Source organism: Streptomyces klenkii (assembly GCF_003626645.1).
Classification (GTDB): domain Bacteria; phylum Actinomycetota; class Actinomycetes; order Streptomycetales; family Streptomycetaceae; genus Streptomyces; species Streptomyces klenkii.
The window spans coordinates 1-23,731 of record NZ_RBAM01000016.1; the positions used below are offsets into that span (position 1 = coordinate 1).

Below are 23,731 nucleotides of genomic sequence, written 5' to 3' on the forward strand. Positions count from 1 at the left end.
TGAGCTGGAAGTATGCCGCCCGCTCAGCGGTCAGCTTCTTCCGTCCCTGCGGCCTCCGGTCCCCCCGGATCTGGTGGTCCATCGCATCCCCTGAGCTGGGGTGTTGCGACGACCACTAGAACGGAAGTGACCCGGGCGGGCTCTTCTCCACCGACTGCGACTGCGGGCCGAGCTCAGCCCGCCGGCGCCGCTGCCCGCGCCTTCTCCTCCTGCGCCCCGGCCCGCGGGGTCAGGAGCCGCTCGGCGAAGTGGCCGAAGAGGAGGCCGAAGCCCGTCCACAGCAGGAGCTGCATGGCGAGGGCCGACAGGCGGAACTTCCAGAGCAGGCCCGCCGGGAAGTCGTCGGGCAGTTCGTTGACTCCCGGCAGGAACGCGTACGCGAGGCCGACCGCGACCACGAAGGCCGCGCCCGCCACGACGGTGGCGTTCCAGTTGCCCAGGCGGGGCGCGAGGCGCTTGCCGAGGATGACCGTGCCGACCGACAGCAGGACGCTGAGCGCGATCATCAGGAAGTACAGCGCGGTGCGCTTGCCGATCGTGTCCGGGTCGCCGACGGACGGCGGGTTGGCCGGATACTTCAGGAACGGCACGAGGTAGACGGCGATGAGCGCGCCGAGCGAGATCAGCGCGGCCGTGGCCCGGGGGCCGAAGCGGCCGATCCGGCCCAGTGCCGTGCAGAAGGCCAGCGAGGCGATGCCGCCCAGGGCGACGCCGTACACGAGGACGCCGGTGGCCAGCCCGGCCGTGGATTGCAGGGTGCGGCTGACCGGCTCCTCACCCCCGCCGTGGTCGTGGCTGTGCGCCTCCTCGAAGGAGATGGCCGCGTCCACGTGCGGCTCGCCGAGCAGATAGGCGACGATGAGGGCCAGGACGCCTGCGGCGAGGCCCGCGAGCATGCCGCGGACGAGCAGGGCTCTGACGGAGATCGAGTTCACGGTGGTACCCCCGGCCGGTCGTCAGTGGCAGGGGAAGCCGAGCAGGTGGCGCCCGTCGTGGACCCACTCGTGGACGTTCTCGCCGGAGACGAGGGAGGTGGCGCCCTGCTCGGCGCCGACGAAGTACAGCAGGAGCAGCATGAGGACGCCGACGAAGAGCGCCCACGGAGCGATCTCCTTCAGCGAGATGGGCGCTACCGCGGGTATGGCGGTGGACGCAGCGGGGGCGGGGGCGGCTGACTGAGCCATGGCAGAACCTCCTGGGAAAACACGCGTCCCAATAGTCGGGGCCTAGGACGACAGTGCGGGGTCTGACTTCCCTGCGGGCGTTCCGCCGGGTACACAGTGGCGCGACCGTGCCGGGTTCTCACCGGGCTTCCGTCACACCGTCGTCGTTGCCACGCGACCGTACCGCGCGCCGGTGGCCCGCGCCACGGCGTACGGATGCGCACCCCGGCGCGCGCCTCCGGCCGTGTCCGTGATCTGCTGATTCGCGGCGGACACCGCCCGCCCGCAGACCCGTTGGCAGAGGGGGACGACGATCACCATGACCGTCCGTGTGATGCTGATCTCACCGGCCGCCGTGGCCGTGCGCGAGGCCCGGTTCGGGGAAGACGGCCCGCTCGACGCGGCGGGGCTGCGCCGCACGAAGGCGGCCGGGCGGCTGCCCGCGGCCGGCCGGGTGCTGACCGCGCCGTCCCCCCGCTGCCGTCAGACCGCGGAGGCCCTGGGCGCGGACGCCGCCCGCGCCGAGCCCGCCCTGCGCGACCTGGACGCGGGCCGCTGGCGGGGCCGCGAGCTGGCGGAGGTCGGCGCGTCCGAACCGGAGGCGGTCGCGGCCTGGTTGACGGACCCGGACGCGGCGCCGCACGGCGGCGAGTCGGTCCGGGACGTGGTCGCCCGGGTCGGGAGGTGGCTGGACGGCCTGGAGGACGGCAGGGTCCTGGCCGTCGCCGCCCCGGCGGTGATCCGCGCCGCGGTCGTCCACGGTCTGGCGCTGCCGGCGCAGTCGTTCTGGCGCCTCGATGTCCAGCCCCTGTCCCTGACCGGGCTGACGGGCCGCGGCGGCCGCTGGAACCTGCGCTGCGGCGTTCCGCTGACGCAGGAGCAGGAGGAGCCGCCCGGCGGCGCGGCGGGCGACCGAGGTCACCCCACCTCGCCTGCGGGAACCCAAAGTTCTTAGGCTAGCCTTACCTTATGACTGTCTCGCAAGTGGGCCCCCCGGAGGTGCAGCCCGCCGCCCAACCGGCCCCGGCGGGGCGCCTGCACGGCAACCGGGCCCTCCTGACCGCCTCGGCCGCACTCGTGCTGGCGGTCCTCGTGCTGTCCGCCCTGTCGCTGTCCGTAGGGGCGGGCGAGGTCGGGGCCGGGGACGTACTGGACTACGTCCTCGGGCGGCACGGGGCGCGGGACAGCTCCCGCCTGTCGCTGGTCGTGGGCGACCTGCGCCTGCCCCGCACGCTCACCGCGCTGGCCGTCGGCGCCGCCCTCGGCACGGCCGGCTGCCTGCTCCAGGCCGTCACCCGCAACCCCCTGGCCGAGACGGGCCTGCTCGGCGTCAACGCGGGCGCGTCACTCGGCGTCGTCGTCGGCATCGCCTTCCTCGGCGTGCACAGCGGCTACGGCTATCTGCTGTGGGCGTTCGGCGGCGCCGTCCTCGCCAGCGCGCTGGTGCTGCTCATCGCCAACCGCCGCGGCGGCGGCTCGCCGATGCGGCTGGTGCTCGCCGGGTCCGCGCTGGGGGCCACCTTCGGCGGCATCACCAGCGTGCTCATCGTGAACTCCGCCGAGACCTACGACCGCTTCCGCTTCTGGGTCCTCGGCTCGCTCGCGGGCGTCGAGGGCTTCACCAAGCTGACGAGCCTCGCCCCCGTCCTGGCCGCCGGCTTCGTCGTGGCGCTCCTCATCGCCCGCCCCCTGTCGGCCCTCGCCCTCGGCGACGACCTCGCCAAGGGGCTCGGCCACCGGCCCGGCGTCATCCGCGTCGTCGTGGCCGTCGCCGTCACCCTGCTCACCGCGGCGTCGGTGGCGCTCGTCGGCCCCATCTCCTTCCTCGGCCTGCTCGCCGGATTCCTCGCGCGGGCCGTCACCGGGCCCCGCCTGACGGCGCAGCTCCTGCTCGCCGGCCTCATCGGCGCGGGCGTGCTCACCGGCTCCGACGTCCTGGCCCGCGTGGTCTCCCGCCCGTTCGAGGCGCCCGTCTCCGTCATCATCGCGCTCTTCGGCGCCCCCGTCCTCATCGGCATCGTCCGCTCCCGGCGGATGGCCTCGATGGGCATGACCGACCCCGCCGCGGACGAGAGCCCCAAGGGCGGCCGCGCGGCGGCCGTCCGGGCGCCCCGCCCCGCCGGCAGCGACAGCCTCGTCGTCCGCACCGGCTCCCTGTCGCTGCTCGTGCCGCGCCGCGCCGCCGTCGCCGCGTTCGCCCTCGCCGCCCTGCTCGTCGGCGCCGTCGTGCTGTCCGCGTACGCCGGGCAGAGCCAGATGGGCCTGAGCCGTACGTTCGGCGCCGTCTTCGGGTCGGGCGACCGCTTCGACGTCCTGCTCGTCCAGAAGTTCCGGCTCGGCCGGATCGTGGCCGGGCTGGCCGCGGGCGCGGCCCTCGGGCTCGCCGGCTGCCTGACGCAGACCCTCGCCCGTAACCGGCTCGCCACGCCCGAGCTGCTCGGCGTCAACGACGGCGCCACCGCCGCGGTCCTGCTGTCGGCGACGCTCAGCGGCACGTTCGGCGCCTGGTGGGCCGGGCCGCTCGGCGCGCTCGCCGCCGTCCTCGTCGTCACCACCGTCTCCGGCGGCCTCGGGCAGCGCGGCTACCGCGTCCTCGTCGTCGGCCTCGCCATGTCGGCGCTCGCCTCGGCGGTCACCCAGGTCGTCCTCTCGCGCCGCTCCCTGAACTCGGCCGGCTCGCTGTACGTGTGGACGTCCGGCAGCCTCAACGGCCGCAGCTACTCCGTGGCCGTCCCCGTCCTCATCGGCCTCGCCGTGCTCGTGCCGCTCGCCCTCGCCGTCACCCGCCACCTCAACGTGCTGCGGTTCGACGACTCCACCGCGGCCTCGCTCGGCGTCGCGCCGGGGCGGGTGCGGCTGGTGTGCATGCTGCTCGCGGTCGGCCTCGCCGGCCTCGCGGTCGGCATCTGCGGCCCGGTCGGCTTCGTCGCCCTCGCCTCCCCCGTGATCGCGGGGCGGCTGGCGGGGCCGCTGCGGGTGCCGGTGGTCGGCTCGATGCTGGTCGGCTCGGCGCTGGTCGTCCTCGCGGACACGGTGGGGCGGATCGCCCTCGACGGGGCGGAGATCCCGGTCGGGATCGTCACGACGGTGCTCGGCGGGCCGTTCCTGCTGTGGGTGCTGCTGGGGCGGTCGGCGGCGACGCGGGTGTAGCCACCGCCCGGCCGCTTGTCCTTCCCCGTGGTTCCGCCTGCCTGAGACAAGGAAGCCTATGGAACTCCAGAGTCCCCTCCTCCGCGAGCTCGACGCCGCCGTGCGCCACGGCATACCCGACGCCCTCGGCGTCTTCTGGCGGCACGCCGCCACCGCCGGCACCCCCCTGGTGGAGCCGGACCCCGACGGCGACCCCGCTCGGCGGCTCGTCACCTTCCTCCGGCGCGACGACCCCGCCCGGCCCGCCACGGACGTGCTGGCCCTCCTCCACACGGTCACCGACAAGGACCGGCACGCGGGGAACCTCGCGCCGCACCTCATGCGCAAGGTGGGCGGCACCGACGTGTGGGCCATCAGCCACCGGCTGCGCGCCGACCACCGGGCCTCGTACCAGTTCTTCGTGGCCCGCGGCCCGCGCGAGGACACGCTGCGCGCGGACCGCCGCTCCTGGCTGCGCGTCCTGGACGCGGCCGAGCCCGACCCGCTCAGCACGCGCCCGCAGCTGCCCTCGCGCGACGGGCGCAACCCGTCCTCGGTGCTGGAGCTCCCGGACGCGCCCGCCCAGGAGTGGGCCGCCCCGCGCCCCGGCACGGCCCGCGGCGAGCGGGCCGACGCCGTCGTCGACGGGCGGCGCGTCCACGTGCACCTGCCCGCCGGGCACCGGGCGGACGGCGGCCCGTACCCCGTCGTCGTGCTCCTGGACGGCGAGATGTGGGGACCCGTCCTGGACTTCGGCACCACGCTCGACAACCTGTACGCGGACGAGCGCCTGGCGCCGGCCGTCACGCTGATGGTGGACACCATGGGCCGCGCGCGCCGCATGGAGGACCTCAGCTGCAGCGAGGAGTTCATCGACTGGCTGGCGGACGTGCTGCTGCCGTGGGCCGCGACGGCCTACGGGGCGTCGGACGACCCGGCGCGCACGGCCGTCGCGGGCCAGAGCGCGGGCGGGCTCACGGCCGCGTTCGCGGCGTTCCGCCGGCCGGAGCGGTTCGGCAACGCCCTGTCCCAGTCGGGCTCCTTCTGGTGGCCGGACGGGACGGAGTTCGACAGCGGCAGCGAGTGGCTGACCCGGCAGTTCGCGGTGACCGAAAAGCGGCCGGTGCGGATCCGGCTGGAGGTGGGCCTCCAGGAGTGGATGCTCCTCCCGCAGAACCGCCACCTGCGCAACGTCCTGGAGGCCCGCGGCTACGACGTCGCCTACGGCGAGTTCAACGGGGGCCACGACTACGCGTGCTGGCGCGGGGGGCTCGCCTCCGGGCTGGCGGCCCTGCTGGCGCCGGAGTAGGCCTGCCCAGCGGGTCACGACGCAGTTGTACGGCGGGGCCGTCCCGGGCCGCAGCGCGGTCCGGGACGGCCCCGCCGGGACTGCCCTTGCGTCAGGCCGCGGCCGGTATCGCCTCGTCCCGCGGCTCGTCGTCGAACGGCGGCGGAGCGGGGGCGTCCTTGGGCATCCGCAGCGCGACGAGCGCGCCGAGGGCCACCAGGCCCGCCGTGACCAGGATCGCCGCCCGGTACGGGCCCGGGGCCGTGTCCTGGGCGTGCGAGCCGCCCCCGGCGGCGATCACCGCGGCCGTCGCCGCGATGCCCAGCGCGCCGCCGAGCGTGCGGACGATGGTGAACAGGCCCATCGCCTGGCCCATGGCCGGCGGCGGGACGTCCGCGAACCCGGCGATCTGGACGGTCAGGACGGCCGTGCCGAGCACGAGGCCGACGCAGAACATCAGCGCCCGCACCGCCCACGCGCTCTCCGCGACGCCCGGCACGGCCAGCGCGGCGAAGACCCCCGTGGCCAGCAGCAGGGCGGGCACGGCGAGCAGGCGCGGGCCGAGCTTCGGCATCAGCCGGTCGGCGACCTGGGAGGCCAGCATCAGGCCGAGCGCCTCGGGGAAGACGCTCAGGCCCGCGTCCAGGGCGGAGGCCCCGAGCGCCGCCTGGTAGAGCAGCGGGAACGCGAAGAGGACGCCCATGAGGCCGGCCGAGGTGAGCAGGGCGAGCACCGAGGCCGAGGCGAACACCTTGTCGGCGAGCAGCCGCAGCTCCAGGAGCGGGTTCTTCGCCCGCAGCTGGTGCACGCACCCGGCGACGAGCAGGGCCAGCCCGAGCGGGCCGGCCACGGCGACGGACGGCGAGGTCCAGCCGTGCGCGGGGCCGAAGCCCAGCGCGTACGTGAGCAGGCCGAGCGCGGGGGTAGCGAGCAGGAAGCCGGTGAGGTCAAAGCCGCCCTCGGCGTTCTCCTTGTGCTCGCGCAGTCCCACCATGCCCAGCAGCACCGCCGCCGCGCCGATCGGCACGTTGACGAAGAACAGCCAGTGCCAGGAGAAGTGCTCGGTGAGGAAGCCGCCGAGCGGCGGGCCGAGGGCGGGCATCAGGGCCGTCGGCACGATGAGCACCTTCGACAGCTTCATCCGCTCGTGCGGCGGGAAGGCGCGGAAGAGCAGCGTCATGCCGACCGGGGTGAGCAGGCCGCCCGCGATGCCCTGCACGACGCGCGCGAGGACCAGCGCGGTGAGGCCCTGGGAGAGCCCGCAGGCGGCCGACGCCGCGGTGAAGACGGCGAGGGAGCCGAGGAAGACGCGCTTGGTGCCGAAGCGGTCGCCGAGCCAGCCCGCGACGGGCAGGGCGACGGCGAGCGCCACCAGGAAGGCGACCTCCACGGTGTTGGCGGCGGAGACCGGTTCGCCGAAGTCCCGGGCGATGGTGAGGAGCGCCGGGCCCACGATGGTGGAGTCGAGGCCGTTCATGCACATCGCCGCCGTGTACACGATCACGACGGCGACGCGCGGGTTCACGCCCTTCACCCCTGGGCCGCCGGGGTCAGGTCGGTCCAGTTCTCGGTGATCCAGTCCAGGGCCTGCTGCCGCTCGCAGGGGCCGTGGACGGCGGTCCAGCCGTCCGGTACGGCGGCGAAACCCGGCCAGAGGCTGTGCCGGCCCTCGGCGTTGACGAGGACGTGAAAGGGTCCGTCGCCGTCGAAGGGGTTGGCGGGTGCGTCGCTCATGGGGTCAGTTCTCCAGGTTCTGCAGGCGGTCGGCGATCACGCTCGCGATGTGCGCGATCGGTTCGGGCAGGGTCATGTCCTTGTGCGAGCACGCGACGTCCGTGTTGTCGATGCGCCCGGTCACGTACGGGGTCCAGGTCTCGGGGGTGAGCTCGTCGTCGATGGTGTCGACGGTCGCGCGGAAGAAGAGCACGTCGCCCTCGTAGACGCGGTGGTCGAAGGCGCGCACCAGGTGGTTGGTGTTGAGGTAGGTGCGGTTGAGGGCCTCGATGGTGGCGTCGTCGAGGCTGGCCAGCGGGGAGCCCTCGCGGCGCAGCACCTCGGTGACGTGGGCGAGTTCGAAGGGCTTGCCCTCCAGGCTGTCCGGCCCGTAGCCGCCCATGGCGAGGAGCGCTTCGAGGGCCTCGGCCTGGTCGGGGACGGGCAGCTCGCGGAAGCCCTCGGCGGGGTAGGCGTCGAGGATGGCGAGCAGTTCGACCGCGTGGCCGAGGTCTTGCAGGCGGGTGGCCATGGCCTGGGCGATGATGCCGCCGGTGGACCAGCCGAGCAGCCGGTACGGGCCTTCGGGCTGGACCTCGCGGAGCCGGTCGGCGTAGTGCGCGGCGAGCTCTTCGAGGGTCTGCGGCAGCGGCTGTGCGGCGGTGGCCGGGCCGACGCCCTGGGCCTGCATGCCGTAGATGGGCACGTCGGCGGGGAGGTGGCGGATGAGGCCCGCGTAGCACCAGCTGAGGCCGCCGGCGGGGTGGACGCAGTAGAGCGGCGCCTTGTCGCCTTCGGCGGCCGGGCGCAGCGGCAGCAGGACGTCGAGGGCGTCCGTCTGCCGGGAGGCCTCGATCGCCGTGTCGAGGGCGGCGACGGTGGGCGCCTGGAAGATGGTGCCGATGCCGACGTCGGCGCCGAGGGCGTCCTTGACGCGTCCGGCGAGGCGCACGGCGAGCAGGGAGTGGCCGCCGAGGTCGAAGAAGTTGTCGTCGACGCCGACGCGGGGCAGGCCCAGCACGTCGGCGAAGATCGCGCAGAGCTGTTCCTCGCGGGGGCCGCGGGGGGCGCGGCCCTCGGTGACGGCGGAGGCGAGGTCGGGGGCGGGGAGGGCCTTGCGGTCGAGCTTGCCGTTGGCGGTGAGGGGCAGGCGGTCGAGGAGGACGACGGCCGAGGGCACCATGTGGACGGGGAGCCCGCCGGCGGCGTGCTCGCGCAGTGCGGCCGGGGTGGTCTCGCGGGCGGGGACGGCGTAGGCGACGAGACGCTTGTCGCCGGGGGTGTCCTCGCGGACGACGACGGCCGCGTCGGCGACGTCGGGGTGGTCGGCGAGGACGCCCTCGATCTCGCCGAGTTCGATGCGGAAGCCGCGGATCTTGACCTGGTGGTCGGCGCGGCCGAAGTAGTCGAGGTTGCCGTCGGGGCGGCGGCGGGCGAGGTCGCCGGAGCGGTACATGCGGGTGCCGCTCTCGCCGAAGAGGGCGGCGTACGGGTCGGCGACGAAACGTTCCGCCGTGAGGGCGTGGCGGCCGAGGTAGCCGCGGGCGAGGCCTTCGCCCGCGACGTACATCTCGCCGGTGACACCGGGCGGCACGGGTTGCAGGTACGGGTCGAGGACGTAGACGCGCAGGTCGGGGATGTTGACGCCGATGGTGCTGGAGGCGCCGGCGGCGGCCTTCTCCCGGTCGAGGGCGATGTAGGAGACGTGCACGGTCGTCTCGGTGATGCCGTACATGTTGACGAGCGTGGGGGCGTCCTCGTCGTGGCGCTCGTACCAGTCGGCGAGCCGGGCGAGCTCCAGTGCCTCGCCGCCGAAGACGACGTAGCGCAGGGCCAGTTCGCTGCCGGGGTTCTCCTTGTCGGCGGCCATGAGCTGGTAGAAGGCCGACGGCGTCTGGTTGAGGACGGTGACGGACTCGGCGGCGAGCAGGCGCAGGAAGGCGGCCGGGTCGCGGCTGACGAGGTGGGGCACGACGACGAGGCGGCCGCCGTGCAGCAGGGCGCCCCACATCTCCCACACGGAGAAGTCGAAGGCGTAGGAGTGGAAGAGCGTCCAGACGTCGGTGTGGCCGAAGCCGAACCACTGGTCGGTGGCGGTGAACAGCCGGACGACGTTGTGGTGGGTGACGGGGACGCCCTTGGGGCGGCCGGTGGAGCCCGAGGTGTAGATGACGTAGGCGACGTCGTCGGGGCGCACGGTCCGCACGCGCTCGTCCGGGGCGAGGTCGGTGCTCGCGTACGCGTCGGCGTCGGTGCCGTCGACGAGGACGACCGGGAGGTCGTGCGCCGGGATGCGGGCCGCGGTCGCGCTGTCGGTGACGACCGCGGCGGGTGCGGCGTCCTGGAGCATGTACGCCAGGCGGTCGGCCGGGTAGTCGGGGTCCATCGGGAGGTAGGCGGCGCCGGCCTTGGCGACGGCCAGCAGGCCGGTGACCAGCTCCAGCGAGCGGGGCAGGGCGAGCGCGACGATGGAGCCGGGGCCGATGCCGCGAGCGGCCAGCAGCCGGGCGAGGCGGTTGGCGCGCGCGGACAGCTCCGCGTAGTCCAGGGACGCGCCGTCGCAGGTGACGGCCGTGCGGTCCGGGTGGCGGCGGGCGGCGTCCTCGTAGAGCTCCACGAGGGTCTGCTTGGCGGGCGCGGGGGCCGGGGTGCCGGTGTTCCACTCGACGAGCAGCCGGTGGCGCTCGTCGTCGCCGAGCAGCGGCAGCCGGCCGATGGGCGCGCCGGGGTCGGCGGCGGCCGCGGCCAGCAGGCGGGCCAGGTGGGCGGAGAGGCGCTCGGCGGTGGCGCGGTCGAAGAGGTCGGTGCGGAACTCCAGGAAGCCGGCGATGCCGCCGCCGGGCCGCTCCCCCGCGTTCAGGGTGAGGTCGAACTTGGCGGTGCCGGACGGGGTGGCCGCCATCGCGGCGGTCAGGCCCGGGCCCATGGCGAAGGCGGCGTCGGGCAGGGACTGCCAGGCGAGCATGACCTGGAAGAGGGGGTGCCGGGCCAGCGAGCGCGGCGGGTTGAGCTCCTCGACGAGCCGGTCGAAGGGCAGGTCGCCGTGTTCGTACGCGCCGAGGGTGGCGGTGCGGACGCGCCCGAGGAGGGTGCGGAAGTCCGGGTCGCCGGAGGTGTCCGCGCGCAGCACGAGGGTGTTGACGAAGAAGCCGACGAGGCCGGCGGTCGCGTCGTCGTCGCGCCCGGCCACGGGGGTGCCCAGCGGGATGTCGGTGCCGCAGCCGTAGCGGGTCAGGAGGGCGGCGAGGGCGGCCTGGACGACCATGAAGACGCTGGTGCCGGTGGTGCGGGCGAGCGCCTCGACGGCGGCGTGCGCGTCGGCGCCGAGGTGGAAGGGGACGGTGTCGCCCGCGTAGGAGGCGACGGCGGGGCGCGGCCGGTCGGTGGGGAGTTCGAGCTGGTCGGGCAGGCCGGCGAGGGCCTGCTTCCAGTGCTCCAGCTGCCGGGCGGCGAGCGGGGTGGGGGCGTCGGCGGTGCCGAGGAGCCGCTGCTGCCAGGCGGTGTGGTCGGCGTACTGGACGGGCAGGGGCGCGAGTTCGGGCGCGCGGCCGGCGGCGCGGGCGGTGTAGGCGGCGGCGAGGTCGTGGGCCAGCGGCGTGGTGGAGGCGCCGTCGCCGGCGATGTGGTGCAGGAGGAGGAGCAGGGTGTGCTGCTCGCCGCCGTCGCTGAAGAGCGTGACGCGCAGGGGCGGTTCGGCGGCGAGGTCGAAGCAGTGCCGGACGGCGGCGGTGACGTCGGCCGTCAGCGGGGCGGTGTGCAGCTCGGGGTGCGCCTGGCCGGCCGTCAGGATCCGCTGGTGGGGCTCGTTGTCAGTGGCCGGGTATACGGTCCGGAGTGTTTCGTGACGCTCGGTGAGGTCCCGGAGGGCGAGGCGGAGTGCGTCCTGGTCCAGGGGGCCGGTGAGGGTGAGGAGCAGGGGGATGTTGTACGTGGGGCTGGGGCCTTCGAGCCGGTGCATGAACCACAGCCGCTTCTGCGCCGGGGAGAGCGGCATCCGCTCGGTGCGCGGTGCGGGCACGAGGGCGGGGCGCTCGTCGGCGGCGGCCCGGGTCGCGCGGGTGCTCTCCAGGAGGGCGGCGAGGGCGGCCGGGGTGGGGTTGCGGAAGACGTCGGCGAGGCCGAAGTCCTCGTCGTGGGCCTCGCGGATGCGGGCGGCGAGGCGGCCGGCCAGCAGCGAGTGGCCGCCCAGCGCGAAGAAGTCGGCGTCGGGGGACGCCGGGGCGTCCAGGCCGAGCACGTCCTGGAAGAGGCCGCACAGCGCGGCTTCCCGCGGGGTGCGGGGCTCGCGGGCGGCCGGGCCCGCGGTGGGCTCCGGGTCGGGCAGGGCGCGGTGGTCGAGCTTGTCGTTGGCGGTGCGGGGCAGGGCGTCCAGGGCGAGGATCGCGGCGGGCACCATATGGGCGGGCAGCTGCCCGGCGAGGTGGGCGCGCAGGGCCTCGGTGTCGAGGTCCGCGGCGGCGGTGCCCTCGGCGGGGACGGCGTAGCCGAGGAGGCGCTTGCCGTGGGCGGTGTCGCGGGCGATGACCGCTGCCTGGGAGACCGCGGGGTGGGCGGCCAGCGCGGCCTGGATCTCGCCGAGTTCGATGCGGAAGCCGCGGATCTTGACCTGGTCGTCGGCGCGGCCGAGGAATTCGAGGGTGCCGTCGGCGCGGCGGCGCACCAGGTCTCCGGTGCGGTACATGGCGGCGCCCGGGTCGCCGTGGAGGGCGCCGAAGGGGTCGGCGGTGAAGCGCTCGGCGGTGAGGTCGGGGCGGCCGAGGTAGCCGCGGGCCAGGCAGGCGCCGGCGATGTAGAGCTCGCCGGTGACGCCGTCGGGTGCCGGACGCAGCGAGTTGTCGAGGACGTAGGCGCGTGAGCCGCGGACGGGGCTGCCCTGCGGGGTGCCGTCCTCGCCGGGCAGCCAGTAGTAGGCGTCGACGGTGGTCTCGGTGGGGCCGTAGAGGTTGACGGGACCCACGCCCTCGGTCGCGGCGAGGCGGTGCCAGAGCGGGTCGGGCACGGTCTCGCCGCCCACGACGACGACGGCCGGGCGGTGCCGGCCCGGATCCAGCAGGCCCTCGGCGAGGAGGGCTTCGGCGTAGGAGGGGGTGACGTCGAGGTAGTCGAGGCGCTCGTCGTGGACGTAGGCGGCGAGAGCTGCGGGGTCGCGGTAGCCGGCGTCGTCCAGCAGGTGCAGCTCGTGGCCGTGGACGAGCCAGATCAGCGGGTCCCAGGAGGCGTCGAAGGCGAAGGAGGCGCTGTGGCCGATGCGCAGGCGGTCGCGGCCGGTGCGGGCGGTGGCGCGGGCGATGTGGTCGCTGCCGTGCCCGGCGTGGAGGTTGGCCAGTGAGGCGTGGGTGACGACGACGCCCTTGGGGCGGCCGGTGGAGCCGGAGGTGTGGATGATGTACGCGTCCTGACGGAGCGCGGGCGCGGCCGGTGCGGTCGCGGGGCGGGCGTCGATGCGGGCGCGGCTGGCCGGGTCGTCCAGGAGCAGGACGGGCACGCCGTGCGGGGGCAGTGCGCGGACGGCGTCGGCGGTGCCGATCAGGCAGCCGGGGCGCGCGTCGTCGAGGACGGCGGTGATGCGCTGGGCGGGGTGGCCGAGGTCGAGGGGCTGGCAGACGCCGCCGGCCTTGAGGACGGCGAACAGGGCCACGACGGTGGCGGCGCTGCGGGGCAGGGCCAGGGCGACCGGGGTGCCGGGCGTGACGCCGGCCGCGGCGAGTTCGTGGGCCAGGCGGTTGGCGGCGGCTTCGAGCTCGGCGAAGGTGAGGGCCTCGCCGGCGCTGCGCACGGCGACGGCGTCCGGGGTACGGGCCGCCTGCGCGGCGAAGAGCTCGGGCAGGGTGTGCTCGGCGGGCGGCTCGGTGCGTCCGGCGGTGGCCCGGCGGATCGTTTCGGCGTCCAGCAGGTCGAGGCTGCCGACGGGCCGCTCCGGGGTGTCGAGCAGGAGGGCGGCGAACGCGTCGAGGTAGCGCAGGAAGGCCGCTTCGTGGGCGGCGAGCTCCTCGGCGGTGTAGCGGCCGGGGTTGGCGTCGAGGCCGACGACGAGGGAGTCGCCGGGCCCGGGGGTGACGGTGACGGCGAGGTCGTCGACGGGGCCGGCGGCGAGGTTGCGGACGGTGCCGGGCAGGCCCGCGAAGTCCAGGTCGCCGTCCTCGAACGGCTTGATGTTGACCATCGGGCCGAAGAGCGGCCGCTCGCTGCCGGAGAGCCCGAGGTCGCGGCGCAGCTCCTCCAGGCGGTAGCGCTGGTGGCGGCCGGCGGCGCGGGCGCCGAGGACGGCGCGCTTGAGGAGCGCGGCGCCGGAGTCGTGGGGGCGGACGGCGAGGCGCAGCGGCATGACGTTGACGGTCATGGCGGGCGTGCGGAGGGCCTCGGTGCTGCGCCGGTTCTTCTGCGGCAGGCCCAGGAGGACGTCCTGGGCGCCGGATATGCGGTGCACGTAGCCGGCGCTCGCGGCCATGACGAGGTCGGCCCAGGTGCTTCCGGGGCGGGCGTGCGCGGCGGCCTCGGCCAGCCGGGTGCGGGTGCCGCCGGGGAGGGTGGTGAGGCGGCGCAGGACGGTGGTCGCGGGCGCGGCGGGGCGGGCGGAGAGCGAGGCGGGCTCGGGCCGGTCGGCGAAGGTCTCGCGCCAGTAGTCGCGGTCGGTGGCGTGCCGGTCGCTCGCGCGGTAGGCGGCTTCCTCGTCGGCCAGGGCGCGCAGGGAGGCGAAGCCGGAGGCGGCGGGCTCCTCGCCCGCGGCGAGGGCGGTGTAGACCTCGGCGGCGCGGCGGCCGATGAGCGTCAGGGCGTAGGCGTCGACGGCGAAGTGGTGGACGCGCTGGTACCACCAGTGCAGTTCGCCGTCGATACGGAAGAGGGCCTGGGTGACGAGGGGGCCTCGGGTGAGGTCGACGGGGCGGTCGAGGTCGGCGCGCATCCACGCCTCGGCCTCGGCGCGCGGGTCGCCGGCGGTGCGCAGGTCGATCCGGTGGAGCGTCAGTTCCCGCCCGGCGGCGAGGCGCTGGGCGGGGACGGCGTTCTCGTCGGCCGGGTCGGCGGGCACGGCGAGGAGGGAGAGGGTCTCGGCCTCGGCGGCGGTGCGGAGCAGGGCGCGCTCGAAGAGCTCCTCGTCCAGGGGGCCCCGGATCTCCACGCAGTCACCCGTGTTGTAGACGGGGTTGTCAGGGGCGAGTTCCTGGGCGTACAGGATTCCGGCCTGGGCGGCGAGCAGCGGCAGCTCGGCCTGATCGGTCTCGGCCTCGTGGTGACGCATGGTGTGGGGACTCCCGTTGTAGGACAGCGATCTGGCCACACCGGTACCCCCCGGTATGTCAGCTTAGGTAAGCCTAAGCTATTTTCGGCCTATCCGTGAGAGTCTCCCACCACAGCGTGCGGACGGAACAGGAGCACCAGAACATGACCGCGGCCGACGGCCTCAAAGCAGCCCTGCGCGAGCGCGTACTCGCCCACCGCGACGACCTCCTGTCGCTGAGCCGGCGCATCCACGCGCACCCCGAGACGGCCTTCGCCGAGCACCGCGCCGCCGGCTGGTGCGCCGACTTCCTGCGCGGGCACGGCTTCGCCGTCACCGCGCCCGCGTACGGCCTCGACACCGCGTTCGCCGCGACCGTGGGCAGCGGGCCCGTGACCGTGGCCGTCGCCTGCGAGTACGACGCGCTGCCCGGCCTCGGGCACGCCTGCGGCCACAACCTGATCGCCGCGGCCGGCCTCGGCGCGGCCCTCGCCCTCGCCCCGCACGCGGACGAACTGGGCCTGACCGTACGGGTCCTCGGCACGCCCGCCGAAGAGCGCGGCGCGGGCAAGGCGCTGATGCTGGAGGCGGGCGCCTTCGAGGGGGTCGACGCCGCGATGATGGTGCACCCGTGCCCGTTCGAGGTCGCCGAGTTCCGCTCGTTCGCGCTCGGCACCCTCTCCGTCGCGTACACCGGCAAGGCCGCCCACCCGAGCCTCAACCCGCACGAGGGCCGCAACGCCGCCGACGCCCTGACCGTCGCCCAGGTCGCCCTCGGGCTGCTGCGCCAGCAGCTGCCGCCGCAGTGGAAGGTGCACGGGGTGACGACGGGCGCGGGCACGGCGCCCAACCTGATCCCCGACCGGGCCACGGCCGAGTACGAGATCCGCGCCTCGGCCGCGGAGGACCTGCGGGAGCTGCGCGAGCGCGTCGAGGCCTGCTTCCGCGCGGGCGCGCTGGCCACGGGCTGCGAGGTCGAACTGACCCGCCCCGAGCCGGACTACCTCGACTTCCGCACCGACGCGGAGCTCATCGCGCTCTGGCAGGACAACGCCCGCGCGCTGGGCCGGCCGGAGCCGCTCCAGCGGGACGCCTTCGCCTGCACGGACATGGGCAACGTCTCGCACGCCGTGCCGTCGATCCACCCGGTGCTCGACATCACCGGGGGCGCCTGCGGGCCGCACGAGGCGGAGTTCGCCGAAGCGGCGGTTTCGCCTCGCGGCGAGCAGGCCGTCCTCGACGGGGCGGTCGGGATGGCGTGGACGGCCGCGGACTTCGCCGCAGCACGCCGCTGACCCCCCGGGGCTCCGCCCCGGACCCCGGTCCTCAATCGCCGGACGGCTCTCTTCATTGCCTGTCCGGCGATTGAGGCGAGGGGGTTACTTCGCCGAGAGCGCCTTCACGATGTCGTCCACGACGACGCCGCTCGCGATCGGGCCGCCGCGGGTCGACCAGACCGAACCGTCCACCGTCACGGCGTGGTTCTTCTTGACCGCGTTCAGGTCCTTGTACGCCGGCTTCTCCTGGACGTCCTTCAGCGCCTTCTCACCGTCGGAGGTGAGGGTCGACAGGAACAGCCAGTCGCCGTCGATCTCGTTGATCTTCTCCAGGCTGAGCGCCGGGGTGTGGGCGTTGCCGTCCTTGTCCTGGTTCTTGGGCCGCTTGAGGCCCATGTCCAGGGCGACGCCGCTGGCGAACTGCTTCTTCTCCATCCAGCTGGGGCCGTCCGGGTTCCAGCGGACGATGCTGACCTCGGCGCCCTTGTTGCCGCCCAGGCCCTCGCCGGCCTTCTTGGCCTTGGCCTCGTAGTCGCTGATGACCTTGTTGGCGTCGTTCATCTTGTTCAGGGCGTTGCCGATGCCCCGGAAGGAGAGCTTCCAGTCATCGGTCGGGGCCATGGTGACCAGCGTGGCCGGCGTGATCTCGCGCAGCTGCTTCAGCATCTGCTCGTCCTGCATGTCACCGGCCAGGATGAGGTCGGGCTTGGCGGCGACGACCTTGTCCATCACCGGCTGGAGCAGGTTGCCGACGACGTTGATGTCCTTGACCTTGCCGGCGAGGTAGGCCGGCGGCTTGCTCAGGCCCTGGCCGTTGGTGATGCCGACCGGCTTGACGCCGAGCGCGAGCACCGCGTCCAGGTCCTCCTGGGTGAGCGTCACGATGCGCTTGGGGTTGGCCGGGACCTTCACCGCGGTGCCGGTCGCGTCCTTGACCGTACGGGTGCCGCCGCTCGCCTCGGAGGCGTTGTCCGACTTCTTGTCCGAGCCCTTGTCGGAGTCGGAGCCACAGCCGGTGACCAGCAGCGCGGCCGCCCCCACAGCGGCGAGCACCTGCACCGCGCGGCGCGGGGCGAAGGGGAGGAGGCGGGTGGGTGTGGTCATCGAATGCTCCGGACGTGGTGAAGAAATGGGGGATGGAAAAGAAAGGACAAAGGGGCGGCAGGAAGCACGAGGAACCCCTCGCACCCACCCGCAATAGACATTAGGTTAGCCTTACCTTAAAGCTCTCCCCCCGGGAGGGTCCACAAAGAACCGGCGATCTTCTGGAAAGGCCCGCCCGTGGAGCTCCGCGTCGAACAGCTCGTCGCCGGTTACCCCGGCCACCGCGCCGTGGCAGGGGTCGACCTGACGATCCCTTCCGGCCAGGTCGTCGCGATCGTCGGGCCCAACGGCTGCGGCAAGTCCACGCTGCTGCGCTCCGTCGCCCGGCTCCACCAGCCCGAGTCGGGCCGGGTGTACGCGGGCGACGCCGACGTCTGGCAGCTCAAGCAGCGCCGGGCCGCGCACCGCATCGCCCTCCTCCCCCAGGCGCCGCTGGCCCCCGAGGGCGTCACCGTCGCCGGGCTCGTGCGCTACGGACGCCACCCGCACCAGGGCCTGTTCCGCCAGTGGTCGCGCGACGACGAGCGGGCCGTGGCGGAGGCGCTGCGCGCCACCGGCGTCGACGGGCTCGCCGACCGCCGCCTCGACCAGCTCTCCGGCGGCCAGCGCCAGCGCTGCTGGCTCGCGATGGTCCTCGCCCAGGAGACGCCGGTCGTCCTCCTCGACGAGCCGACCAGCGCCCTCGACATCGGCCACGCCGTCGAGGTCCTCGACCTCGTGCGCGAGGTGGCCCTCGCCGGGCGCACGGTCGTGATGGTCCTGCACGACCTCGCGAGCGCCGCCCGCTACGCCGACGGCATCGTCGCCATGAAGGACGGCCGCGTCGTCGCCCACGGCGCCCCGCGCGACGTCGTCGACACCGCCCTCGTGCGCGAGCTCTACGGCATCGAGGCCGACATCCTGGAGGCCCCCGCCGACGGCTCGCCCGTCGTCGTCCCGGCCCGCCGCGCACCGGTGGCGGCGGCCGCGGCCGTCTCGTAGGCCGGGCGCGCCGTCCGTCAGAAACCGGCCGCGTACCGCCAGAAGTCCCGCATCAGGGCGGACGGGGTCGGCCCGGTCATCAGGACCTGCGTGAGCAGGATCGCGACCAGCCCGGTCGACGGCACGATGTGCGCGGCCGTCCCGGTGCCGCCGACCCAGCCGTAACGGCCCGGCACGTTCCACGGCTCGGCCGCCGTGATGTCGACCGAGCCGCCGTACCCCCAGCCCTGGCCCTCCAGGAACAGCGCGCCGCCCTCGCGCTGGGCCGGCGTCAGGTGGTCGGTGGTCATCCGCCGTACGGACGCGGGCGACAGCAGCCGCTGCCCGCCGGGCGCGGTGCCCCCGGCGAGGAGCATCCGGGCGAAGGCGTACAGGTCGCCGGCGGTGGAGACGAGCCCGCCGCCCGCGGCCGGGAACGCGGGCGGGCGGCTCCACTCCCCGTCAGGAGGGTCCACCGGCTCCGGGCCGCCCTCGCCGCCCTCGGGAGCGGGCCGGTAGAGCGTGGTGAACCGGCCGAGGTCCGCGGCCGGGACCGAGAATCCCGTGTCGGCCATGCCCAGCGGTTCGAAGAGCCGCTCGGCGAGGAAGGCGGGCAGGGAGCGGCCCGCGGCCCTGGCGATGAGCACGCCCAGGATGTCGGAGCAGGTCTGGTAGAGCCAGGCCTCCCCCGGCTGACGGAGCATCGGGATGCGGGCCAGGTCCGCCAGCCACGCGTCCGGCAGCGGGGCCTGCTGCGGGGCCAGGAGGTGCCGGTGCGCCTCCTGGTGCAGGAGCACGACCGCCGGCAGCGAGAAGTCGGCCGGGAAGCCGTAGCCCGCGCGGAAGGTGAGCAGATCTTCCACGGTGATGGGGCGGGCGGCCGGGACCACGTCGTCGACGGCCGCGTCCGGCGTACGGACCACGACCGGCGACGCGAGCTCCGGCAGCCACTGTTTCACCGGGTCGCCGGGCGCCATCCGGCCGTCCTCGATCAGCATCATGGCGGCCGCGGCGATCAGGGGCTTGGTGAGCGACGCGATGCGGAACAGCGAGTCCTGCGCCACGGGCGCGCTGCCCGGGCCCCCGGCCGAGCCGGTGGCCTCCGCTTCGGTGCGGTCGCCGCGCGCGACCAGCGCCACCGCGCCGGGCACCGCTCCGCCGCTGACGTACGGCCGGAGGACCTCGCGCAGGCCCGTCACGATCCCGCCGCGGGCCCGGCCGTCCGGAGCGGGGTGATCTGCTCGATGTCGTAGCGGACGCGCAGCTTCGCGATGGCCTCCAGGTCGACCGGCGGGCCCGCCTCCAGGATCTCGAAGAGCTCCTCGAAATAGCGCTCGTGGTCGGGCGGCGGCGAGGCCTGGAAGAACATCCGCACCGGCTCGGACGTCGGGTTGGCGAAGGCGTGCGGGCAGCCCGGCGGGACGACGATCACCGTGCCCGGGGTGGCCCGTGCGTACCGCTGGCCGGCCGCCGAGCGCCACTCCCGCCAGTGGTCCGGCGTCCGCACGAGCGGCTCGAAGGCGAGCACGTCCAGCTCGCCCTCCAGGACGTAGAAGAGCTCCTCGCTGCGGGTGTGCAGGTGCGCGCCGACGTCGAAGCCGGGCGGGACGACGACCTCGAAGCTGGAGGCCGCGCGCGAGTGCTCCCCCGTGACCTTGAAGGTGACCTGCTGGGCGGGGCTGACGAGGGTGCGGCCCCCGCCGGGTGGCACGACGAGACCGTCCTGGGCGGAGATCAGGGTCATCGCGGCGGTCCTTCCCGGCGGCGCTCCACGGCGTGGCGGAACCACGGCGTCCGATATTCCGTAGATTTCCCGTTCGGACCGCGCGGCACCCCTGCCCTCACCCGTACGGGTCACACCTCGCGGGACAGCCGCTCCACGAGCCCGGGGTCGGGCTGCGGCACCTCGCCGAAGTCCGCGTCGTCGCCGGCGACCGTGAGGCGGTTGACGACGCTCTCCAGCGCGGCGGGCAGATGGGGCGTCAGGCCGCTGTGCCACTGCACGAGCAGCTCGTGGCGGGCCGCGTCGGACAGCAGCTTGCGGCGGCCGGCCGGCCGGGGCGCGGACCGCGGCGGCTCCTGCGGGTCGTGGGCGGCCTGGGCGCGCCAGAACGCGGCGTCGCGGAACTCGCCGTTGCGGCGGTGCGAGAGGTGGAGGCAGTACGCGGCGGTCCGGCTGCCGCCGCCGGCGGCGAACTGCCACCAGAAGCCGGCCGCCCCGGTGTGCCCGGTGACGTGCAGCAGGCAGGCGAAGACGAGGGCGCCCTCGGGGTCGATGCCCCGGTCGTCCGCGAACCGTTCGAGGCTGGCCGCCGCCTCGGCGGCGTTGATCACCAGCACGCAGGCGAGGTCGAGCTCGTGCCCGGCCTCGTCGCGGGCGCTCGGGCCGCCGGACGGGGCGGCCCGCTCCGGCCTGCGGCGGTCCGGCCGGCGCCGGCTCTCGAACGCCACAGCGATGGCGCGGGCGTCCGAGGTGAGCATGGCTTCGATGACGTCGCCGTCGGTGTCGTCGTGGCTGCGCGGCATTACTTCCCCCTGCCGGAGTGCTGGACCTCTGATCCCGATAATCCGGAGTGCTGGACCTCTAATGCGGACAAGGCCGCGGAGACCTTGCGTTTGGCGTGGCCGACGAGGGAGCGCACGGCCGCCCGGTCGACGCCCAGCAGGTCCGCGACCTGGCCCACGCTGTAGCCGATCACCAGGTTGAGGACGAGGGCGTCGCACTGCCGCTCGGGCAGCCGGGCTATCGCCGCGTACAGCGCGATGCGGCTCTCCAGGAGGCGGAAGCGCTCCGCGCGGTCCGGGCCCGGCGTGTGCGCCGCGCGGTGGAAGGCGGCCGTCGCCAGCGCCGTGCCGCGGCGGTGCCGGGCCAGCCGGCCGGCGACGTGCTCCTTGAGCAGCGACCAGGCGTAGGAGTCGGCGGAGGGCTGGCGCAGGGCGTGCGGCCACTGGACGCACAGCCGGTCGAGGGCGGCCTCCGCGATGTCCGCGGCCGCCTCGGCGTCCCCGGTGTGCAGGAAGGCGTAGGCGCCCCACCTGTGCTCGTGCAGTTCTCGGAAGGCCGTGAAGGCGATCTCCATCCGGCGCTCGGCCGGGACCGTGGTCCCGGCGGGCGCGGGCGTCCGACCGCTGTCCGTCATGGGCGCCTCTCGTCGTGTGTCCCGCTGCTTCTTCTGCGTTGTTCCAATGAACCGGAAAAGCGGGCCCCGCCGTGCCGTAACCCCGCAAATGGTCCGGCCCTCCGCTTCGGCGCGGTTTCCCGCCCGCGACCGGGGACAGGTATGGGGCAGCCGTAACGCGAAGGGGAGGCAGAGAAGATGGGCGAGGCCCGCGAGGAGCCCGTGGTCGACCTCCGGCTGGACCGGGCCCACTCGGCCCGCATCTACGACTGGTTCCTGGGCGGGCGGACGAACTTCGCCGCCGACCGCGAGGCCGCCGGTCAGGTCCTCGCCGTCTTCCCGTCGGCCGGGGAGGCGGCCCGGATGAACCGGGCGTTCCTGCACCGGGCCGCGGCCCACCTCGCGCGCGAGGGCCTGACCCAGTTCCTCGACATCGGCACGGGCATCCCCACCTCGCCCAACCTGCACGAGACCGTGCAGGACATCGTCCCCTCGGCCCGCGTCGTCTACACCGACAACGACCCGATCGTCCTCGCCCACGCCGCCGCGCTGCTGCGCGGCCGCCCCGAGGGCCGCACGGCGTACGTGGAGGCCGACGTCACCGACCCCGGCAGCGTGCTGCGGGCGCCGGAGCTGCTCGCGACGCTCGACCTCGGCCGGCCGGTGGCCCTGACCCTCAACGCCCTGCTGCACTTCATCACCGACGACGGCCGGGACCGCGCCCATGCGGTCGTCGAGCGTCTCAAGGCGGCGCTGCCCAGCGGCAGCGCGCTCGTCCTCACGCACGGCACCTCCGACTTCTCCCCGCTGGCGACGGGCCGGATCATGGACATCTACGCGCGGGCCGGGACGCCGCTCCAGCTGCGCAGCGAGGCCGAGTTCCGCCGGTTCTTCGACGGCTGGAAGCTGGTGGAACCGGGCGTCACCCTCGCCCACCGCTGGCGCCCCGGCGGGCCGGAGGGGCCCGGAGAGGCGGACCGGCCGACGGCGGCGGAGGCGGTCTGCTACGCGGCGGTGGCCTTCAAGCCGTAGCGGCTGCCGCCGGTTCCCGCGGACGTACGAGCCGCGGCCCGGCGGGATCGCACGCTCAAATCGCGTACTTCCACACCGTGAGCATGAACGCGCCGTACCAGCAGCCGAACAGGGTCGCCGCGCACAGCACCGTCACGGCCGTGCGGGTGCGGGCCGCCGCCAGGGCGCGGGCCGCGGGGACGAGGAAGAGGACGGCGGGTATGAGGAGCCGCAGTTTGGAGTGGGAGTAGTTGCTCTGGGCCAGGGTGAGGACCACGATGCCGGTGCCGTACACGAGCAGCGGCGGCCAGGTGCCGCGGTGCCAGGTGAGGACGGTGGCGCAGAGGAGGGCGAGGAGGAGCACGGCGGTGCTCACCGACACCCAGCCGTCGCCCCGGCGCAGCGTCTCGCCGAGGAAGTCGAGGAAGGCGGCGCCGTTGTCCCAGTGGGTGCCCCAGCCTGCCTCCTGGATGCGGAACCAGGCGCCGAGGTCGCCGACGCGCTGCCCGACCCACCACAGGTAGAGGGGCGTGCCGAGGCAGCCGAGGGCGACCGCCGCCAGGGGCCTTGGGCGCAGGCGGCGTTCGCGCAGCAGGTGCAGTCCGGCGGCGACGGCGAGGGCGGCGACCACGGCCGCGGCGGCCGGCCGGGTGAGCCCGGTGAGCAGGGCCAGGGTGCCGGCGGTGAGCCAGGCCTTGCGGTGGGCGGCCAGGAGCGTGCCGGCGGCCAGGGCGAGGAAGAGGGACTCGCTGTAGGACATGAGGAAGGACAGGGACATCGGCTGTGCCCCGGCGAGGAGCACGATCGCGATGAGGGCGGTGCGGGTTCCGTGGAGCGCGGCGAGCAGGCGGTGCACGGCGATCAGTGCGGCGATCAGCGCGAGGTGGGCCGCGACGATGCCGGAGGTGCCCCAGCCGAGGCCGGTGACGGCGTGGACGGCGCGGATCAGCATGGGGAACAGCGGGAAGAACGCGAGGTCGTTGCCGGTGAGGGTGCCGTCGGCGGCGTAGGAGTAGCCGTGCGGGTAGCCGTGTTCGGCGATGCTCACGTAGAGGTTGCCGTCCCAGGCGAGGAGGCGCTCGCGCAGGGCGGGGCCGTACGGGTCGCTCATGGCGGCCAGGACCAGCAGGTGGAGGACGGTGGTGACCGCGTACACGGCGAGCGCGGGCAGCGCCAAGCGGAAGATACGTTTCCCTCGCTGCCGCACGGACGGGGCGGACGGGTCCGGCGGGGTCGGAGTTGCCGGTATCGCGCCGGGGCCGGCGGTGGAGGGGTCGGGTGCGAGTGCCGTCATGGGCGGTCATGCCGTTTCGTCGGGGGCGTACGGGAGTACGCGGTGGGGTGGTGCGGGGCCGGGCCGTCACACGGCGGGATAGTGCTCCGCGCGGGCGGCCGTGATCAGCGCGGAGACGTCCGTCCAGTCGAGGCCCTCCCGGCGGGCCCGGCCCATCCAGTCCGCGAGCTCGCCGCGCAGCGGGGAGTCGGCGAGGGTGCGGGGCCGCGCCGGGGAGGTGCTCACGAAGGTGCCGACTCCCGGCCGGGCCTCGACGAGCCCGAGGTGTTCGAGCTCGCGGTAGGCCTTGAGCGTCGTGTTCGGGTTCAGCTTGGTGACGGCGGCGACGCGGGCGGCGGTGGGCAGCTGGTCCCCGGCGGCGAGGATGCCCATGCGCAGCGCCTCCTGCACCTGCTGGACGATCTGGAGGTAGGCGGCCATGCCGCTCTGCCGGTCGATTCTGAACTCGACCATG

Annotated in this window: 18 protein-coding genes; 6 read left to right on the plus strand and 12 right to left on the minus strand. The window is 74.7% G+C overall.

Annotated features, from left to right (window positions below):
- Positions 1–173: 173 nt before the first annotated feature.
- Positions 174–935 carry a CbtA family protein gene (locus D7231_RS28885; RefSeq protein WP_120758549.1) on the minus strand — a complete coding sequence of 254 codons (762 nt, stop codon included), beginning with the start codon at positions 933–935 and terminating at the stop codon, positions 174–176.
- Between the two features lie 21 nt (positions 936–956).
- Entirely contained in the window at positions 957–1,184 is a 228-nt protein-coding gene (locus D7231_RS28890; protein ID WP_120758551.1) for a CbtB domain-containing protein, read from the minus strand.
- A gap of 298 nt (positions 1,185–1,482) precedes the next feature.
- On the opposite strand from D7231_RS28890, the gene D7231_RS28895 reads away from it, so the two are divergent.
- Genes D7231_RS28895 through fes form a run of 3 tightly spaced genes read left to right on the plus strand, consistent with a single transcriptional unit; the run spans position 1,483 to position 5,601 of the window.
- Positions 1,483–2,118: a histidine phosphatase family protein gene (locus D7231_RS28895; protein WP_120758553.1), complete on the plus strand. Its 636-nt coding sequence runs from the start codon at positions 1,483–1,485 to the stop codon at positions 2,116–2,118.
- 14 nt (positions 2,119–2,132) lie between these two features.
- Positions 2,133–4,313, plus strand: coding sequence for a Fe(3+)-hydroxamate ABC transporter permease FhuB (gene fhuB, locus D7231_RS28900; RefSeq protein ID WP_120758555.1), 2,181 nt, complete (start codon positions 2,133–2,135; stop codon positions 4,311–4,313).
- A gap of 58 nt (positions 4,314–4,371) precedes the next feature.
- Positions 4,372–5,601: an enterochelin esterase gene (gene fes / locus D7231_RS28905; protein WP_120758556.1), complete on the plus strand. Its 1,230-nt coding sequence runs from the start codon at positions 4,372–4,374 to the stop codon at positions 5,599–5,601.
- Between the two features lie 91 nt (positions 5,602–5,692).
- On the opposite strand, the gene D7231_RS28910 is transcribed toward fes, so the two are convergent.
- From D7231_RS28910 to D7231_RS28920, 3 genes are read right to left on the minus strand one after another with little or no spacing between them, the layout of a single operon-like run.
- Entirely contained in the window at positions 5,693–7,063 is a 1,371-nt protein-coding gene (locus D7231_RS28910; protein ID WP_120758637.1) for a DHA2 family efflux MFS transporter permease subunit, read from the minus strand.
- A gap of 47 nt (positions 7,064–7,110) precedes the next feature.
- A complete protein-coding gene (locus D7231_RS28915) occupies positions 7,111–7,314 on the minus strand; it encodes an MbtH family protein (RefSeq protein ID WP_120758558.1) in 204 nt (67 codons plus the stop codon).
- A gap of 4 nt (positions 7,315–7,318) precedes the next feature.
- Complete coding sequence (locus D7231_RS28920) at positions 7,319–14,533, minus strand: amino acid adenylation domain-containing protein (RefSeq protein WP_120758560.1); 7,215 nt, start codon at positions 14,531–14,533, stop codon at positions 7,319–7,321.
- A 143-nt stretch (positions 14,534–14,676) separates the two neighbouring features.
- On the opposite strand from D7231_RS28920, the gene D7231_RS28925 reads away from it, so the two are divergent.
- Positions 14,677–15,807 carry a M20 family metallopeptidase gene (locus tag D7231_RS28925; protein ID WP_120758563.1) on the plus strand — a complete coding sequence of 377 codons (1,131 nt, stop codon included), beginning with the start codon at positions 14,677–14,679 and terminating at the stop codon, positions 15,805–15,807.
- A gap of 84 nt (positions 15,808–15,891) precedes the next feature.
- On the opposite strand, the gene D7231_RS28930 is transcribed toward D7231_RS28925, so the two are convergent.
- Positions 15,892–16,893: an ABC transporter substrate-binding protein gene (locus D7231_RS28930; protein WP_120758564.1), complete on the minus strand. Its 1,002-nt coding sequence runs from the start codon at positions 16,891–16,893 to the stop codon at positions 15,892–15,894.
- A gap of 177 nt (positions 16,894–17,070) precedes the next feature.
- Between D7231_RS28930 and D7231_RS28935 the strand changes: the two genes are divergently transcribed.
- Positions 17,071–17,874 carry an ABC transporter ATP-binding protein gene (locus D7231_RS28935; protein ID WP_120758566.1) on the plus strand — a complete coding sequence of 268 codons (804 nt, stop codon included), beginning with the start codon at positions 17,071–17,073 and terminating at the stop codon, positions 17,872–17,874.
- Positions 17,875–17,891: 17 nt separating this feature from the next.
- Here the strand turns inward: D7231_RS28935 and D7231_RS28940 are convergent, their stop codons facing one another.
- The 4 genes from D7231_RS28940 to D7231_RS28955 form a co-directional block, all read right to left on the minus strand.
- On the minus strand, positions 17,892–19,052 hold the full coding sequence (locus tag D7231_RS28940) for a serine hydrolase domain-containing protein (RefSeq protein WP_120758568.1): 1,161 nt from the start codon (positions 19,050–19,052) through the stop codon (positions 17,892–17,894).
- Positions 19,049–19,597, minus strand: a complete 549-nt coding sequence (locus D7231_RS28945; protein ID WP_120758570.1) for a cupin domain-containing protein — start codon at positions 19,595–19,597, stop codon at positions 19,049–19,051. The genes D7231_RS28940 and D7231_RS28945 overlap by 4 nt, the downstream gene beginning before the upstream one ends.
- A gap of 110 nt (positions 19,598–19,707) precedes the next feature.
- Positions 19,708–20,379 (minus strand): hypothetical protein, encoded by a 672-nt coding sequence (locus D7231_RS28950; protein ID WP_120758571.1) that lies wholly within the window; start codon positions 20,377–20,379, stop codon positions 19,708–19,710.
- Positions 20,379–20,993, minus strand: coding sequence for a sigma-70 family RNA polymerase sigma factor (locus D7231_RS28955; protein WP_228773949.1), 615 nt, complete (start codon positions 20,991–20,993; stop codon positions 20,379–20,381). The genes D7231_RS28950 and D7231_RS28955 overlap by 1 nt, the downstream gene beginning before the upstream one ends.
- Positions 20,994–21,170: 177 nt before the next feature.
- On the opposite strand from D7231_RS28955, the gene D7231_RS28960 reads away from it, so the two are divergent.
- On the plus strand, positions 21,171–22,004 hold the full coding sequence (locus tag D7231_RS28960) for an SAM-dependent methyltransferase (protein WP_120758572.1): 834 nt from the start codon (positions 21,171–21,173) through the stop codon (positions 22,002–22,004).
- A gap of 55 nt (positions 22,005–22,059) precedes the next feature.
- On the opposite strand, the gene D7231_RS28965 is transcribed toward D7231_RS28960, so the two are convergent.
- Complete coding sequence (locus D7231_RS28965; protein WP_241999974.1) at positions 22,060–23,277, minus strand: hypothetical protein; 1,218 nt, start codon at positions 23,275–23,277, stop codon at positions 22,060–22,062.
- Positions 23,278–23,343: 66 nt separating this feature from the next.
- Positions 23,344–23,730: a GntR family transcriptional regulator gene (locus D7231_RS28970; RefSeq protein ID WP_120758573.1), complete on the minus strand. Its 387-nt coding sequence runs from the start codon at positions 23,728–23,730 to the stop codon at positions 23,344–23,346.
- Position 23,731: the final 1 nt, after the last annotated feature.

Coding starts and splice junctions, on each gene's coding strand:
- D7231_RS28965 (WP_241999974.1), bottom strand. CDS start 23,277: ATGACGGCACTCGCACCCGACCCCTCCACCGCCGGCCCCGGCGCGATA.
- D7231_RS28895 (WP_120758553.1), top strand. CDS start 1,483: ATGACCGTCCGTGTGATGCTGATCTCACCGGCCGCCGTGGCCGTGCGC.
- D7231_RS28960 (WP_120758572.1), top strand. CDS start 21,171: ATGGGCGAGGCCCGCGAGGAGCCCGTGGTCGACCTCCGGCTGGACCGG.
- D7231_RS28955 (WP_228773949.1), bottom strand. CDS start 20,993: ATGACGGACAGCGGTCGGACGCCCGCGCCCGCCGGGACCACGGTCCCG.
- D7231_RS28930 (WP_120758564.1), bottom strand. CDS start 16,893: ATGACCACACCCACCCGCCTCCTCCCCTTCGCCCCGCGCCGCGCGGTG.
- D7231_RS28910 (WP_120758637.1), bottom strand. CDS start 7,063: ATGTGCATGAACGGCCTCGACTCCACCATCGTGGGCCCGGCGCTCCTC.
- D7231_RS28970 (WP_120758573.1), bottom strand. CDS start 23,730: ATGGTCGAGTTCAGAATCGACCGGCAGAGCGGCATGGCCGCCTACCTC.
- fhuB (WP_120758555.1), top strand. CDS start 2,133: ATGACTGTCTCGCAAGTGGGCCCCCCGGAGGTGCAGCCCGCCGCCCAA.
- D7231_RS28915 (WP_120758558.1), bottom strand. CDS start 7,314: ATGAGCGACGCACCCGCCAACCCCTTCGACGGCGACGGACCCTTTCAC.
- D7231_RS28920 (WP_120758560.1), bottom strand. CDS start 14,533: ATGCGTCACCACGAGGCCGAGACCGATCAGGCCGAGCTGCCGCTGCTC.
- D7231_RS28945 (WP_120758570.1), bottom strand. CDS start 19,597: ATGACCCTGATCTCCGCCCAGGACGGTCTCGTCGTGCCACCCGGCGGG.
- D7231_RS28950 (WP_120758571.1), bottom strand. CDS start 20,379: ATGCCGCGCAGCCACGACGACACCGACGGCGACGTCATCGAAGCCATG.
- D7231_RS28890 (WP_120758551.1), bottom strand. CDS start 1,184: ATGGCTCAGTCAGCCGCCCCCGCCCCCGCTGCGTCCACCGCCATACCC.
- D7231_RS28925 (WP_120758563.1), top strand. CDS start 14,677: ATGACCGCGGCCGACGGCCTCAAAGCAGCCCTGCGCGAGCGCGTACTC.
- fes (WP_120758556.1), top strand. CDS start 4,372: ATGGAACTCCAGAGTCCCCTCCTCCGCGAGCTCGACGCCGCCGTGCGC.